14 protein-coding genes are annotated in these 15,444 nt (G+C 69.4%); 11 read left to right on the top strand and 3 right to left on the bottom strand.

Features of this window, described 5'->3' with window-relative positions; all coding sequences use genetic code 11:
* Positions 1-755 (bottom strand): A/G-specific adenine glycosylase (locus tag RT309_RS08335; RefSeq protein WP_313356406.1); only part of this gene is annotated, 755 nt, incomplete at its 3' end.
* Positions 756-828: 73 nt separating this feature from the next.
* Between RT309_RS08335 and truB the strand changes: the two genes are divergently transcribed.
* The 7 genes from truB to RT309_RS08300 all read left to right on the top strand — a co-directional run bounded on the left by truB (position 829) and on the right by RT309_RS08300 (position 7,765).
* Positions 829-1,722, top strand: a complete 894-nt coding sequence (gene truB / locus RT309_RS08330) for a tRNA pseudouridine(55) synthase TruB (protein WP_313356404.1) — start codon at positions 829-831, stop codon at positions 1,720-1,722.
* A complete protein-coding gene (locus tag RT309_RS08325) occupies positions 1,719-2,087 on the top strand; it encodes a hypothetical protein (RefSeq protein ID WP_313356402.1) in 369 nt (122 codons plus the stop codon). The genes truB and RT309_RS08325 overlap by 4 nt, the downstream gene beginning before the upstream one ends.
* A gap of 71 nt (positions 2,088-2,158) precedes the next feature.
* The gene (locus tag RT309_RS08320; RefSeq protein WP_313356408.1) at positions 2,159-2,551 is read left to right on the top strand and encodes a hypothetical protein; all 393 of its coding nucleotides are present in this window, start codon (positions 2,159-2,161) and stop codon (positions 2,549-2,551) included.
* Positions 2,548-3,498: a bifunctional riboflavin kinase/FAD synthetase gene (locus RT309_RS08315; protein WP_313356400.1), complete on the top strand. Its 951-nt coding sequence runs from the start codon at positions 2,548-2,550 to the stop codon at positions 3,496-3,498. The genes RT309_RS08320 and RT309_RS08315 overlap by 4 nt, the downstream gene beginning before the upstream one ends.
* 64 nt (positions 3,499-3,562) lie before the next feature.
* A complete protein-coding gene (locus tag RT309_RS08310) occupies positions 3,563-4,183 on the top strand; it encodes a hypothetical protein (RefSeq protein ID WP_313356398.1) in 621 nt (206 codons plus the stop codon).
* 167 nt (positions 4,184-4,350) lie between these two features.
* On the top strand, positions 4,351-6,516 hold the full coding sequence (locus RT309_RS08305) for a DEAD/DEAH box helicase (RefSeq protein WP_313356397.1): 2,166 nt from the start codon (positions 4,351-4,353) through the stop codon (positions 6,514-6,516).
* Between the two features lie 220 nt (positions 6,517-6,736).
* Positions 6,737-7,765, top strand: coding sequence for an ATP-dependent 6-phosphofructokinase (locus RT309_RS08300; protein WP_313356396.1), 1,029 nt, complete (start codon positions 6,737-6,739; stop codon positions 7,763-7,765).
* Positions 7,766-7,799: 34 nt separating this feature from the next.
* Here RT309_RS08300 and RT309_RS08295 read toward each other — a convergent pair whose 3' ends face one another.
* Entirely contained in the window at positions 7,800-9,920 is a 2,121-nt protein-coding gene (locus RT309_RS08295; protein ID WP_313356394.1) for a S9 family peptidase, read from the bottom strand.
* A gap of 151 nt (positions 9,921-10,071) precedes the next feature.
* Here RT309_RS08295 and RT309_RS08290 point away from each other — a divergent pair, with 151 nt between their 5' ends.
* The 4 genes from RT309_RS08290 (at position 10,072) to RT309_RS08275 (ending at position 14,343) form a co-directional block, all read left to right on the top strand.
* Positions 10,072-11,547 carry an inorganic phosphate transporter gene (locus RT309_RS08290; protein ID WP_313356393.1) on the top strand — a complete coding sequence of 492 codons (1,476 nt, stop codon included), beginning with the start codon at positions 10,072-10,074 and terminating at the stop codon, positions 11,545-11,547.
* The gene (locus tag RT309_RS08285) at positions 11,544-11,873 is read left to right on the top strand and encodes a peptidase (protein WP_313356392.1); all 330 of its coding nucleotides are present in this window, start codon (positions 11,544-11,546) and stop codon (positions 11,871-11,873) included. Before RT309_RS08290 ends, RT309_RS08285 begins: the two co-directional genes overlap by 4 nt.
* Before the next feature lie 39 nt (positions 11,874-11,912).
* The gene (locus tag RT309_RS08280; RefSeq protein ID WP_313356390.1) at positions 11,913-12,821 is read left to right on the top strand and encodes a phosphodiesterase; all 909 of its coding nucleotides are present in this window, start codon (positions 11,913-11,915) and stop codon (positions 12,819-12,821) included.
* A 61-nt stretch (positions 12,822-12,882) separates the two neighbouring features.
* Entirely contained in the window at positions 12,883-14,343 is a 1,461-nt protein-coding gene (locus RT309_RS08275; RefSeq protein WP_313356389.1) for an aspartate ammonia-lyase, read from the top strand.
* Between the two features lie 66 nt (positions 14,344-14,409).
* Here the strand turns inward: RT309_RS08275 and RT309_RS08270 are convergent, their stop codons facing one another.
* A complete protein-coding gene (locus RT309_RS08270) occupies positions 14,410-15,279 on the bottom strand; it encodes a fumarylacetoacetate hydrolase family protein (protein ID WP_313356388.1) in 870 nt (289 codons plus the stop codon).
* Positions 15,280-15,444: the final 165 nt, after the last annotated feature.

Here is a 15,444-nt window from a genome sequence, read left to right as displayed (position 1 = left end):
GCGCGGAGCACGGCTCCGCGCGCCTGACGATCCGAGCCCTCGAAGCGCGCCTGCCGGCGACGCGTGTCGCCCGTGTCGGGTCGCCCTGCGCTCAGCCACGCGCATCCGGATGCCAGAGGGCACGCCCCGCACTTCGGCGCGCGCGCCGTGCAGACGACGGCGCCGAGCTCCATCATGGCGGCGTTGAAGATCGCCGATCCCGCGACATCGTCGGGGAGCAGCTCGGCCATCCGCGTGAGATCCCGCTTCGCCGGCGGGTCGGGCTGCGACCGGCCGTCGACGGCCCTGGCGATCACGCGCCGCGTGTTCGTGTCGACGACGGGATGCCGGTCGCCGTAGTGGAAGACCGCGACTGCGCGTGCGGTGTACTCGCCGATCCCGGAGAGGGCGAGCAGCGCGGGCACGTCGCGCGGCACGATGCCGTCGTGCCGATCGACGATCTCGATCGCCGCCCGGTGCAGCCACAGAGCGCGCCGCGGATAGCCGAGGTTCGCCCACTGATGCACGACCTCGGCCGGAGTGGCACTCGACATCGCGGACGGCGTGGGCCAGCGGCGCAGCCACGCGTCCAGGTGGGGGATGACCCGACTGACCGGCGTCTGCTGCAGCATGAACTCGCTGACGAGGGTGCCCCAGGCGCCGTAGTCCGCCGCGAACTCCGCGCGACGCCAGGGGAGGTCGCGCGCCGTCGCCCCGTACCAGTCGAGCAGATCGCCGTGCCACACGGCGGCAGACGTCGATGAGGGCACGGACATCCGACCAGCCTAGGCGGGCGGCATCCCGGTCGGCCGCACCGGCGGCCCGACGCGCACGCTCTAGGCTTGAGGGATGGTCTCACCCGGCATCCTGCTCGTCGACAAACCCGGCGGGCTGACCAGCCACGACGTCGTCGCCCGCACCAGACGTGCTCTCGGAACCCGCAAGGTCGGGCACGCCGGAACCCTCGACCCCATGGCGACCGGGCTGCTGGTGATCGGCGTCGAGGGGGCGACCCGGCTGCTCACCTACATCGTCGGCGCCGACAAGACCTACACCGCGACGATCCGGCTCGGGGTGCGAACCACCACGGACGACGCCGAGGGCGAGACCGTCGAGAGGGCCGGGTCCGGAGTCGTCGACGCCGTGACCGACGACGGCATCGCCGCGGGCATCGCCGCTCTCACCGGCGCGATCTCGCAGGTGCCGAGCTCGGTCTCGGCGATCAAGGTCGACGGACGGCGCGCATACGACCGCGTGCGAGCGGGCGAGGAGGTCGAGCTCGCGGCCCGGCAGGTCATCGTCACGCGGTTCGACGTGCTCGACACGGCGCGCGCGGACGGCGTCATCGACGTGGACGTGGTGGTGGACTGCTCGTCGGGAACCTACATCCGAGCCCTCGCCCGGGATCTGGGTGCGGCGCTCGGCGTCGGCGGTCATCTCACCGCCCTCCGGCGCACCCGTGTAGGCGGCTTCGACATCGCCGACTCCGTCGGCATCGACGAGCTCGCCGCCGCGACGCTGCTGACACCCGCTGAGGCTGCCGAGCGCACCATGCCGGTGCTGCAGGTGACAGCAGGCGAGGCGAAGGATCTGCGCCACGGCAAACGCCTGCATGGCGGCGCCGGGCGGCTGGCGGCAGCGGAGGTCGCGGTGGTCGACCCCGAAGGACTGCTCGTGGGCGTCGTCGAGGCCCGGGGGAAGGACATCAAGAGCGCCATGAACATGCCGGAGGTGCAGCGATGATCCTGTGGTTCACCCTGACGCAGATCGCCGTCGCATGCACCGCCGGGCTGTTCTGCATCATCGCCGGACTCGCCGGACGGCGACCGAGCGACTGGACCGTCGGCAGCCTGCTGCTCGTCGAGGTGCTGCTGATCGCCCAGGTGGTCATCGCGATCATCGCTCCACTGGCCGGCAACCCGCCCACGGGGGACCTGCTCGAGTTCTGGGTCTACCTCGTCTCGGCGGTTCTGCTGCCCGTCGGCGGTGCGGCGTGGGCGCTGATCGACCGCACGCGGTGGAGCACAGTCATCCTCGGCGTCATCGGCCTGTCGCTGGCGATCATGCTGTGGCGCATGCACGCGATCTGGACGCTCCAGGTCGCGTGACGCCGTCGGGCCGTGTCATCGACGCGCGTAAGATGGACGACGCAATGTCCCACACCGTTTCGCGCGCCCGGATGACGGGCATCGGCCGAGTTCTCGTCATCGTCTACGCCGTGATGGCACTGGCGGCCACCGGCCGCAGCTTCGTCCAGGTGGTCCGCCGCTTCGACGAGGCGCCGCTGGCGTACAGCCTCTCGGTGCTCGCCGCCGCCGTGTACATACTCGCCACGCTGGCGCTCGTGCTCGCGCACCGTCGCGGCTGGTACACGGTCGCGTGGGTCGCGATCGTCTTCGAGCTGACCGGGGTGATCGTGGTCGGCGCACTCAGCCTGCTCGCGCCGGCGCTGTTCGGGCACGACAGCGTCTGGTCGTACTTCGGCATGGGGTACGTCTTCATCCCGCTCATGCTGCCCGTGTTCGGCCTGTGGTGGCTGCGCACCCACCGCCCGGAGGGGGAGGCGGCATGATCGTCTTCCGCGATCCCGCAGAGGTGCCGGCCGACTTCGGCCGGTCTGTCGTCGCGATCGGCAAGTTCGACGGCGTGCACGTCGGTCATCGAGCGGTGATCGAGCGGATGCGTGCGGATGCCCGTGCGATCGGAGCGCGCACCGTCGCCGTCACCTTCGACCGCAACCCCCTCGAGGTGCTGCGCCCCGAACTGTGCCCCGAGAACGTCGTCGCCACCGAGCGCAAGATCGAACTCCTCAGCCAGTTCGACCTGGACGCCACTCTGGTGCTCACGTTCGACCGCGCACTGGCATCCCTGCCCGCAGAGGACTTCGTGCGCGGCATCCTCGTCGACTCGCTGCACGCGGCCATGATCCTCGTCGGGCGGGACTTCCGCTTCGGCCGCGGAGGTGCAGGAGACGCCGACCTGCTGCGCAGGCTGGGAGCGCAGCACGGCTTCGCCGTCGACGTCATCGACGACGTTACACCTGAGGGCGGCGGCCGCAGGGTGTCGTCGACATGGGTGCGCGAGCTGCTCGCCGCCGGTGACGTCGCTCAGGCGGCCACCGTGCTCGGCCGGCCGGTCACGGTGAGCGGCGAGGTCGTGCACGGCCTCAAGCGCGGCCGTGAGCTGGGGTTCCCCACCGCCAACCTGTCGGAGACGATCGACGCCCTCGCGCCCGCCGACGGCGTGTACGCCGGCTGGCTGGAGGACCACGTGACGGGCATCCGGCATCCGGCTGCGATCTCGGTGGGCACCAACCCGACGTTCGACGACGTCGAGCGGCGCCAGGTGGAGGCGCACGTGCTCGACGAGACCGGACTCGATCTGTACGGCCATCGCGTGACGGTCGAGTTCACCGACCACCTGCGCGGCATGGTGGCCTTCGAGGGGATGGACGCCCTCATCGCGCAGATGGCGGACGACGTGACGGTCGCCCGGAATCGCCTCTCGAATCAGGGCTGAATCGTTACGAGGGTGCGCCCGCCGGCTCTCGCGGTGCGGGAAGCCGGCGGCGTACGATCGAGCCATGACACGCCGTGTGCCTCTCGCGATCGTCGGCGCTGCGATCATCGCCTTCACGGTCACCGCCTGCGCGCCGGGCGTGCCGGACCCCACGCCGACCGAGCGCCCCGGTGCTGCGAGCACGAGCACACCTGCGGCTCCGCCCTCGCCGACGGGCGCACCGGCCGACGAATCGATAGTGCTTCCCGCGGCGTGTGACGACGCCTTCAGCGCGTCGATGCGCGAGCGCCTCATCGCCGCGCAGCTTCCCCCGGACGACCCGACACTCACCATGCCCTCCACCGACCTGGCCGTGGGGGCGCAGATGCTCGAGGATCTCGCGCATCTGCGCTGCACCTGGGGTGTCGCGTCGGAGGTGGGCATCGCGACGACGATCGCGCTCGTCGGCGCAGAGCAGTCGGAGGATCTGCTCGATGCGTATCGTGCCGACGGGATGACCTGCGACGTCGTCGACGGCGATGCGAAGCAGACGCGCTGCCTCGTCGAGGAGAGGTTCGAGGGGGAGATGCCCGGTGTGATCGGAGAGATCCATGTCTTCCGGGCCAACGCATGGCTCTCGACGAAGTGGATCAATGTCGAGATGGCCGGGTACGCCGACGACATGGTCGCTCGGCTCTGGGGATGACCTCAGGCATGGCGTAGACTGTCGTCGAGGGTTCTGGCATCGGCGTTTCTGACAAGGTCCGCACCCACCCCTCGCACTCCGCATTCTCGCGGTCGCCTCATCGGAGCCGCTCACGGAGAGCATCGTCCGGCCTCGCCGGATGACCGGTACTCACGCTCAGGAGGAGCATGCCGAGCACGGCGACCGCCGCCCCGCGGCGAAAGAAGACGTCCCGTCGAGACGAAGAGGCCCCGCTGATCCCGATCCTCGCGCGCAAGGTGCGCGAGATCGAGGCGAAGGCGCAGCGGGCCAAGCTGGGCCCGACCAACCGCGTGAAGTTCCAGGTGATCGCATTCCTGGTTCGCGAGGAGCGCGCCAGGGTGAAAGCCGACGGCGAGCTGACCGACGCCGCACGGGCCGAGCTGCTCAAGCGGCTCGACGGCGTGGCCACGATCCTCGCCAAGACGGCCGCGCGCGACACGTCGCTGATCCAGCTGCTCGAGGCGGATCAGGCCACCTCGCCCGTCGCGAAGCGGATGCGTCGTGACTGGCTGCTCGAGTCGGGCGCCGAGCTCGCCCCCGAAGAGCTCGTGATCACCGACATCGCACCGATCGTGCAGACCCCGGTGGTACCGGCCGCTCTCGCGGAGAAGCAGGTCACCCCGCCCTCGGTCGAGTCGCGCCTGCTGGCGTCGCCGTTCCTCGCGCCCGACCTGACCCCCCGGCGCGCCGCAGTGCCCCGCCGCCGGCTCGACGGGTGGGAGCTGATGGGTCCGCTGTACAAGGCATTCGAGTCGGGAGCCGGCGGGGGACCGGCCACGATGGAGCTGCCCCCGATGCCCGAATACGACCACATCTCGCCCAAGGGGCGCGAGGTCATGGTGCACCAGTCGCGCTTCGTCGAGGCGGTGCGCTCCGGTCACCGCAGCTTCCTGCTCGCTGACGAGCCCGGCCTGGGCAAGACCGCGCAGTCGGTGCTCGCCGCCTCGGTCGCGAACGCCTACCCTCTGCTCGTCGTCGTGCCCAACGTGGTCAAGATGAACTGGGCGCGTGAGGTCGAGCGATGGACGCCGCAGCGCCGCGCCGCAGTGATCCAGGGTGACGGCGCCGACATCGACGCGTTCGCCGACGTGTTCATCGTCAACTACGAGATCCTCGACCGGCACCTGTCGTGGCTCGGCTCGATCGGCCTGCAGGGCATGGTCGTCGATGAGGCGCACTTCATCAAGAACCTGTCGTCGCAGCGATCGCAGAACGTGCTGGCCCTTGCGGGACGCATCCGCGACCACGTGCGCAACCCGCTGATGCTGGCCCTGACGGGCACCCCGCTGATCAACGACGTCGAGGACTTCGACGCGATCTGGCGCTTCCTCGGCTGGACGAACGGCGAGAAGCCCGAGCCGGAGCTGATGGAGAAGCTGGATGCGACCGGGCTGACGCCGGCGGACAAGTCCTTCTACGCCGAGGCCCGCGAGGCGGTCATCTCGATGGGCATCGTGCGGCGGAAGAAGAAGGACGTCGCCGCCGACCTGCCCGACAAGCTCATCGCGGATCTGCCGGTGCAGCTCGACGATGAGTTCGGCCGCGGCATCCGGGCGGCGGAGCGGGAGCTGGGCGAGCGGATGGCGGCCAAGTACCGCCGTATCGTCGAAGCGCGCTCGGCTGCGCACGGTGCATCGGCCGGTGGGTCACCGGGCCTGTCGAAGGGGATCGATGACGACATCGTGCGTCTCGTCGCCCACAACGAGCTCGAGGAGTCGAGGGCCGCCGGTGCGGGCGGTGACAACGTCTTCACCATGGTGCGCAAGATCGGCCAGGCCAAGGCCCTGCTCGCCGCCGACTACGCCGCTCAGCTGCAGCGGTCGGTCGAGAAGGTGGTGTTCTTCGCGAAGCACGTCGACGTGATGGATCAGGCCGAGGCGCACTTCGCCGCAGCCGGGATCACGTCGGTGTCGATCCGCGGCGACCAGACGACCGCCGCTCGCCAGCAGGCGATCGACGCGTTCAACACCGACCCGCAGGTGGGCGTGGCGGTGTGCTCGCTCACCGCAGCGGGGGTCGGCGTGAACCTGCAGGTCGCGTCGAACGTCGTGCTGGCCGAGCTGAGCTGGACGGCGGCCGAGCAGACGCAGGCGATCGACCGCGTGCACCGCATCGGTCAGGACGAGCCGGTCACCGCGTGGCGCATCATCGCCGCGCACACCCTCGACACGAAGATCGCCGAGCTCATCGATCAGAAGCAGGGTCTCGCCGCCCGCGCACTCGACGGTGAAGCCGTCGCCGATGAACCGGGCGAGTCGGTGCAGATGGCTGCGCTGATGCACCTGCTGCGGGAGGCTCTCGGCGCGCAGTGATGCGCACCCGAACGCGGGCGTTAAGAATCTGCATTCTTGGCGTCCGCTCTCGCGTATACCGGCGCGGTTCGGCCAAGAACATCGCAACACGGAGATGCTCTCGGCAAGATCGTTCGTTTTCGCGCACGTGGAATGGCTTTTCGAGTCCGAGGGGCGCTAGGGTCGACAACGGGCAGTGTCGCCTCTTCACCCTTTCCCCCCGACGCACGAAGGCGGCAGCATGAAGATCGGCATCCTGACCAGCGGCGGCGACTGCCCCGGACTCAACGCGGTCATCCGCGGAATCGTGCTCAAGGGCACCACCGCCTACGACCTCGAGTTCGTCGGCATCCGCGACGGCTGGCGAGGCGCCGTCGACGGGGACTTCTTCCCGCTCACCCGCCACGAGGTGAAGGGACTGTCGAAGGTCGGCGGCACGATTCTCGGCACGAGCCGCACCAACCCCTACGAGGGCGCGCGCGGGGGAGCCGAGAACATCGCCAAGACCCTGTACGGGCACCGGATCGACGGAATCGTGGCGATCGGCGGCGAGGGCACGCTCGCGGCGGCGGACCGTCTGGCGAAGGACGGCATCAACGTGCTCGGCGTGCCCAAGACGATCGACAACGACCTCCGTGCGACCGACTACTCGTTCGGCTTCGACACCGCGGTGAACATCGCCACCGACGCGATGGACCGGCTGCGCACGACGGGCGACTCGCATCAGCGCTGCATGGTCGCCGAGGTCATGGGACGGCACGTGGGCTGGATCGCCCTGCACGCCGGGATGGCGGCGGGCGCGCACGTCATCTGCATCCCGGAAGTGCCCATGTCCATGGACGAGATCTGCTCTCTGGTCAGCAGCGCCGCCGCCCGCGGCCGCGCGCCGCTCGTCGTCGTCTCGGAGGGGTTCACCCTCAAAGGCATGGACGAGGCGTACAGCGACAAGGGCCTCGATGCCTTCAACCGCCCGCGCCTGGGCGGCATCAGCGAGATCCTCGCTCCGGAGATCGAGCGGATCACCGGCATCGAGACGCGCTCCACCGTGCTGGGCCACATCCAGCGCGGCGGATCGCCGTCAGGTTTCGACCGGGTCCTCGCGACGCGCCTCGGCCTGCACGCCGCCGACGCCCTGGTCGAGGGCGCGTGGGGCCAGATGGTCGCGATGCGCGGCACCGAGATCGTGCGGGTGCCCTTCGACGAGGCGCTGGGCGAGCTGAACACCGTGCCGCGCAGCCGCTACGACGAAGCGGCCGCGCTGTTCGGCTGATATCGGATCGCCGCTGGTGGCCCGGGATACCGGGTCACTCGGCCAGGCCGAGGACGTCCAGCATCCAGGCGAGCTCGAACGCGCGCTCGCGCCAGGCGTTGTAGCGTCCGCTGACGCCGCCGTGTCCGGCGGACATCTCGCACTTCATCATCACGTCCCGTGCCCCGGCGTACCGCAGCGCCGCGACCCACTTCGCCGGCTCGACGTACAGCACGCGGGTGTCGTTGAGCGATGTCATCGCCAGGATCCGCGGGTAGTCCGCACCGTCGCGGATGTTCTCGTACGGCGTGTACGACTTCATGTACGCGTACACCTCGGCATCGTGCAGCGGGTCGCCCCACTCGTCCCACTCGACCACGGTGAGCGGCAGCGAGGGGTCGAGGATCGAGGTGAGCGCGTCGACGAAGGGCACCCCGGCGAGGATCCCGGAGAACAGCTCAGGGGCGAGGTTGGCGACGGCGCCCATGAGCAGGCCGCCCGCGCTGCCGCCCTCGGCGACGAGCCGCTCGGGGGCGGTCACACCGGTGCCGATGAGGTGCTGCGCGCACGCGACGAAGTCGGTGAACGTGTTGCGCTTGTGCAGCTCCTTGCCCTGCTCGTACCAGTGGCGGCCCATCTCGCCGCCGCCGCGCACGTGCGCGACCGCGAAGATCACACCGCGGTCGAGCATCGACAGGCGCATGGTCGAGAAGCCGGGATCGATCGAGTGCTCGTACGAGCCGTAGCCGTACAGGTGCAGCGCGCGCGGCTCAGCACCGGGATCGCCGAACGAGCGCTTCCACACCAGCGAGATCGGCACCTGGGCGCCGTCGGCGGCCGTGGCCCACACCCGCTGCTGTCCGTAGTCGGCGGGGTCGTACCCGCCGAGCACCGCCATCTGCTTGCGCAGGTGCTTCTCGCCGGTCGCGATGTCGAGGTCGAGCACCTGCGACGGCGTGATGAACGAGGTGTACGTCATCCGCAGGAACGGCGCATGCCATTCGGGGTTGCCGCTGAAGTAGGCGTCGAACAGCGGCTCGTCGAAGTCGACGTCGTCGAGCGCGCCCGTCGCGGGATCCATGATCGCTGAGCGCACCAGTCCGTCGCTGCGGTACTCGACGGTCGCGAAGTCCCGGAAGCAGTCGACATCGATGATCCGTCGTCCCTGGCGGTGCGCAAGAAGCACCTGCCGCTCACCCCGAGGGTCGGATGCCGCCACCGAGACGAGCTCGAAGTCGAGGGCGTCGTCGTTGTGCAGGATCAGCAGCCGGTCCTCGCCGTCGACCACCGCGTGATCGACGGAGTACTCCACGCCGTCCCGGCGCGGCCACACGACCTGCGGCTCGACGTTCAGCGGGTCGGAGCTCAGGTCGGCGAGGTCGATGAGCAGCTCCTCGCTGGTGATCTTCGAGCCGAGTCCGATCATCAGGTACCGCCGGCTGCGGGTGATGCCGGCACCCATCCAGAAACGCTCATCCGGCTCGTGGAACAGCTTCACGTCGGCGTCGAGCGGGGTCCCGATGCGGTGCAGCCACAGAGTGTCGGGCCGCCACGCCTCGTCGCGTGTCGTGTAGAGGATCGACGCACCGTCGGGTGTGAAGAACGCCTGTCCGGTGTTCGGGATCACGTCGTCGAGCATCTCCCCGGATACCAGGTCGCGCACGTGCACGGTGTACAGCTCCGAGCCCTCGGCATCCACAGACCAGAGCAGTCGCGTGCCGTCATCAGACGCGTCGAAAGCGCCGAGCGAGAAGAACTCGAGCCCCGCAGCCTCGACGTTCCCGTCGAGCAGCACCTCCTCGCCCGGCACCGGCACGCCCGGCTCGAGCACCGGGGGAGTCCAGTCGTCGCCGTGCGCGGCGGTGCGGCAGTGGATGCCGTACTGAGCGCCCTCCTCGGTGCGGCTGTAGAACCACCAGTCGCCGCGTCGGGTGGGCACCGACAGGTCGGTCTCCTGCACCCGTGAACGGACCTCCTCGAACAGCGTCTCGCGGAGCCCCGCGAGGTGAGCGGTTCGCGCCTCTGTGTAGGCGTTCTCCGCCTCCAGGTGCGCGATGACCTCCGGATCGTCTTTGGCGCGGAGCCACTCGTAGGCGTCGTCGAACTGGTCGCCGTGGTGGGAGCGCGTGGTGATGCGGCGGGCCGGTGCGGGCGGCTGGATGCGAGAATCGGTCACCCTGCCACGCTACCCGGCGAGTTGACCGCGACCGAGCAGGGTGGGAGGATTCATGCGGGTCCTCTAACGGAGGGCAAACCCACGGTGAACTCTTCGTTCGTCACAAGCCGATCTCTCGGCCCCTCCCTGGCAGTCCCAACGAAAGAGACCGGTGGAAACCGCAGCCCTCATCGTCGTGCTGGTCATCGCGCTGGCGCTCTTCTTCGACTTCACCAACGGATTCCACGACACCGCCAACGCGATGGCCACCCCCATCGCCACCGGCGCGCTGAAGCCGAAGACGGCGGTGCTTCTCGCTGCGGCGCTCAACCTCGTCGGCGCCTTCCTCTCGACCGAGGTCGCGAAGACCGTCTCCGGCGGCATCATCCGCGAAGACGCGATCAGCCAGATGGGGGCGCAGATCTTCCTGCCGCTCATCTTCGCGGGGCTCATCGGCGCGATCACCTGGAACATGCTGACGTGGCTGCTGGGTCTTCCCTCCAGCTCCTCGCACGCGCTGTTCGGTGGTCTCATCGGCGCGACACTGGTCGGCGTCGGCGCCACGGGCATCGATTTCGGGATGGTGCTGTCGAAGATCATCCTCCCGGCCCTGATCGCCCCGCTCACCGCCGGCATCATCGCGTTCATCGCGACGAAGGTCGCCTACGGCGTCACGCGCCGGTACGACGGCAAGCCGGACGGCCGCTCCGGGTTCCGCTGGGGCCAGATCTTCACCTCCTCGCTGGTGGCGCTGTCGCACGGAACCAACGATGCGCAGAAGACGATGGGCGTGATCACCCTGGCCCTGATCACGATCGGGTGGCAGACGGGTGATCCCAACAGCTCGGACTACCACAACCCCGAGTTCTGGGTGATCGTCGCCTGTGCGTTCACCATCGCCCTGGGCACCTACCTCGGCGGCTGGCGGATCATCCGCACTCTCGGTAAGGGCCTCACCGAAGTCAAGCCCGCGCAGGGCTTCGCCGCCGAGAGCTCCACAGCGGCGACCATCCTCGCCTCCAGCGCCCTCGGGTTCGCGCTCTCGACGACGCAGGTCGCCTCGGGTTCGGTCATCGGCTCGGGCCTCGGCCGACGGGGGGCCTCCGTGCGCTGGGCGACTGCCGGCCGGATCGCGATCGGCTGGCTGCTCACGCTTCCCGCGGCGGGCGGCGTCGGCGCCCTCGCCGCCCTTCTGGTGATCTGGTTCGGCAACTGGGGCGTCGCGATCGACGCGGTGCTGGCGCTGGTGATCATCGTGGGTCTGTTCCTGTACTCGCGTCGCAACGCCGTCACCTCCGCGAACGCCATGAGCGATGTGGCCGAGTCCGGCCACGCGGTCGACCACCCCGAGGTGCCTGCTCCCACCCGCCGCGCCAGCCGCATGGAGCTCGTGCGCGCTCTCGAACGCGCCGAGCGGAAGGCCGACGAGGCGGAACGCGCCGCGCGTCGCGCGAAGAAGCTGAAGAAGGCGGGCGCGTCGCCGGCCGAGATCAAGACGGCGAAGCGCGCCGCCGAGAAGGCCGCGCTGAAGTTCGCCACCGCCGAGAAGGCCGCGCAGGAGTGGGAGAGCGCGATCGCCAGCCGCAAGGTGCGCGCCAAGCTCGCCGAGTGGGACATCGCCGTGGATGAGCAGGAGGACGCACGATGAGCATCGACTGGGGCGCCTTCATCAGCGTGTTCATCGCGGCCCTGCTGGGTGCCGGGACGATCGTGCTGTTCTACGCGCTGGGCCTGCGGATGCTCGTGCGCGCCGGGCGGGTTCCGGTGGTCTCGCCGGCGGAGTTCACGGATGCCATCACCGTGCTCACCGAGAAGGAGATCAGGCACGCGGCGAAGCAGGCGGCCAAGGCCGCTCGCAAGAGCCCGCTGAGCGAGGGCCAGAAGATGCTCGCGTTCGCAGCCGCGATCGGCTGCTTCCTTGTGTGCGGCGCGGCGGTCGTCGGCGGCATCCTGATCATCGTCGTCGGACACTGACAGTCATCCGCCTGAGAGGGCGGTTCTAGGCTGGGAGTCATGTCAGCCTCGTTCGCGTTCGGCAGCCATGCGCCGGCGTCGCACGTCATCGTGCACATCAGCGATCCGCACCTGCTCGCGGGCGGAGCCCGGCTGGGAGGCCGGTTCGACGTCGAGGGCACCCTCGAACGCACGCTCGACGCCATCCGAGCCACGGGCACCGTTCCTGCGGCGATCGTCGTCACCGGCGATCTCGCCGATCTGGGGGAGCCAGACGCGTACCGCCGCCTCCGGGGCGCGGTGGAACCGCTCGCGGCCGACCTGGACTGCCCGGTCGCCTGGGTGGCGGGCAACCACGACGAGCGCCCGGCGCTGCGGCAGCACCTGCTCGATCTCGAGCCCACCGAGCAGCCGGTCACCGGGGTCTGGGACCTCGGCGGGCTAAGACTGATCGCTCTGGACACGAGCGTTCCCGGCTGGCACCACGGCGACCTCGACACGACCCAGCTCGACTGGCTGCGCGACGTGCTGAGCGAGGATGCACCGCACGGCACGATCCTGGCGATGCACCACCCGCCGCTGCCCAGCCACATCCCGCTGTTCGGCATCCTTGAGCTGCGTCACCAGGACGAACTCGCCGACGTGCTGCGGGGGAGTGACGTGCGCGCCATCCTGGCCGGCCATCTGCACCACTCCTCGCACGGACTGTTCGCGGGGATCCCGGTGAGCGTGGCCTCGGCCACCTGCTACACGATGAACGTCGCCCGTCCCGCCGTCGAGGTCAACGGGATGGATGCCGCGCAGTCGTTCCAGCTCGTGCACGTCTACCCCGACACGATCACGCACACCGTGGTGCCGGTCGTCGATGCGCCCGCCGGAGAGCACTTCACGCGCGAGTGGGCCGAGCGCATGGCATCCCTCACCCCGCAACAGCGACTCGAGGCGTTCTCCCGCAAGCCCTCGCGCTGAAGCGTCGTAGACTGAAGGCATCCCCCGAATCCCTGATCGCCACTACCCACAAGGATGTGACATGGCCTCGTCTGAGCCTGTTGTTGACCGCACAGAGACCGATTCGATCGGCAGCATCGAGATCCCGGGCGACGCCTACTACGGCGTCCACACGCTGCGCGCCGAGCAGAACTTCCCCATCACCAAGCGCCCGATCTCGGTGTACCCCGACCTGGTGCGCGGCCTCGCGATGGTCAAGCAGGCCAGCGCGCGAGCCAACAAGGAGATCGGGGTCCTCGACGCCGAGAAGGCCGACCTGATCGACGCGGCCTCGCAGCGCGTCATCGACGGCGAGTTCCACGACCAGTTCATCGTCGGCGTCATCCAGGGCGGGGCCGGCACCTCGACCAACATGAACGCCAATGAGGTCATCACGAACATCGCGCTCGAGATGGCGGGCCGTGAGAAGGGCGACTACGCCTTCCTCTCGCCTATCGATCACACCAACCGCAGCCAGTCCACCAACGACGTCTACCCGACCGCCGTCAAGATCGGCCTCTCGCTGAACCTCGTCTCACTTCTCGACGAGCTCGACCTGCTGCGCAAGTCGTTCCTCGGCAAGGCGAACGAGTTCCACGACGTGCTCAAGGTCGGACGCACTCAGCTGCAGGACGCCGTGCCGATGACTCTCGGTCAGGAGTTCCACGGCTTCGCGACGACTCTCGGCGAGGACCACAGCCGCCTCACCGAGAACGCCTCGCTGCTGACCGAGATCAACATGGGCGCCACCGCCATCGGCACCGGCATCACGACCCACCCCGACTACGCGCCTACGGTTCTGAAGCACCTGCGCGAGATCAGCGGACTCGACCTCAGCACGGCGACCGACCTCGTCGAGGCCACCAGCGACACCGGCGCCTTCATGTCGTTCTCGTCGTCGCTGAAGCGCAACGCGATCAAGCTCTCGAAGATCTGCAACGACCTGCGTCTGCTCTCGTCGGGTCCGCAGGCGGGCATCGGCGAGATCAATCTGCCGGCCATGCAGGCCGGCTCCAGCATCATGCCGGGCAAGGTCAACCCCGTCATCCCCGAGGCCGTCAACCAGGTCGCTTTCGCGGTCGCCGGCGCGGATGTCACGGTGACGATGGCGGTCGAGGGCGGCCAGCTGCAGCTCAACGCCTTCGAACCGGTCATCGCGCACTCGATCTTCCAGTCGATCACGTGGATGCGTCAGGCGATGTGGACGCTGCGGGTCAACTGCGTCGACGGGATCACCGCGAACCGCGAGCGCCTCGGCGCGATGGTCGGCGCCTCGGTCGGCGTCGTCACCGCGCTGACCCCGTTCATCGGCTACGCGGCCTCCGCGGCGCTGGCCAAGACCGCGCTGCTCACCAACCGCAACGTGGCCGATCTCGTCGTCGAGGCGGGGCTCATGTCGCGTGACGAGGTCATGAAGCAGATCTCGCCGGCGCGCCTGTCGGGGCTGGAGACAGTGACCGCGGCGATCCCCGTGATCGCCGCGGAAGACCTCCCGGAGGCGTAGGCGCAGAGACGAAAGAGGCGGATGCCCCGGGGCATCCGCCTCTTCTGTCGTCTGAACGGACGCCGATCAGCCGAGCGTGCGGCAGTGCGTCGTGAGCTCCCCGATGCCGTCGATACCCACCGTGACCGTCGACCCGTCGCGCAGGAAGATCTGCGGATCGCGCGAGTAGCCGGCGCCACCCGGGCTGCCGGTGGAGATCAGGGTTCCCGGCAGCAGGGTCGCCGACGATGAGAGGTGTGCGATCAGGGTGGCGACGCTGCGCACCATCTGCCCGGTGCTGGCGTCCTGCACCGTCTGCCCGTCGACGACGGCCCAGATGTGCAGGTCCTGCGGGTCGGCGATCTCGTCAGCCGTGACGACCACCGGACCGGTCGGGGTGAAGCCGTCGAACGACTTGCAGCGGGACCACTGTGCCTCAGCGAACTGGATGTCGCGCGCCGTGATGTCGTTGACGACCGTGTACCCCCACACCGTGTCGAGCGCCTCGTCAGCGGTGACGTCCTTCGCGGCGCGGCCGATGATCACACCGAGTTCCGCTTCGTAGTCGACGGATTCGCTCAGCTCGCGCGGCCAGGTGGCGGTGTCGTCGTGCGCCCCGAGCGAGTTGGGCCACAGGGTGAAGACGGTCGGCGCGGTGTCGGTCTTGAGCCCCAGTTCGCTCGAGTGCGCGGCGTAGTTCAGACCCACCGCCAGGATCACCGGGGGCGCGACGACGGCGGGGCCGAAGCGTAGATCCGCCACCGGATGCCGCTGTGCGGTGCCGGAGGCGTGCGCGGCGCGCAGCCGCTCGAGCAGCTCGTCACCGCCCTCGATCAGCTGCTGCAGGGTCGAGGGAGCGGGGGAGAGGAGGTCGCTGACGAGGGTGGCCTCCGCGCCGTCGATGACGGCGAGCTGCAGAGCCTCGGAATCACGAGCGCTCAGATGGGCGAAACGCATGCCTCTACGCTACCCGTCGCGATGCGGACCGCGGCAGAGGCGGCCTCTAGGCTTTGCCCATGAGCTTTGGAGGACGACCCTCGCCCGCGCAGCCCTCAGGCCGGTTCCCGACGCTGCTCGCCGGCCACGCGCGGTACGCCCCGCCGGCGCCGTCGGCCCCGGCAC

Source organism: Microbacterium sp., from assembly GCF_032084865.1.
In the GTDB taxonomy this organism is placed as follows: domain Bacteria; phylum Actinomycetota; class Actinomycetes; order Actinomycetales; family Microbacteriaceae; genus Microbacterium.
Note: the sequence above shows the minus strand (reverse complement) of the source record. Positions and strands in the feature narration are given on the sequence as shown.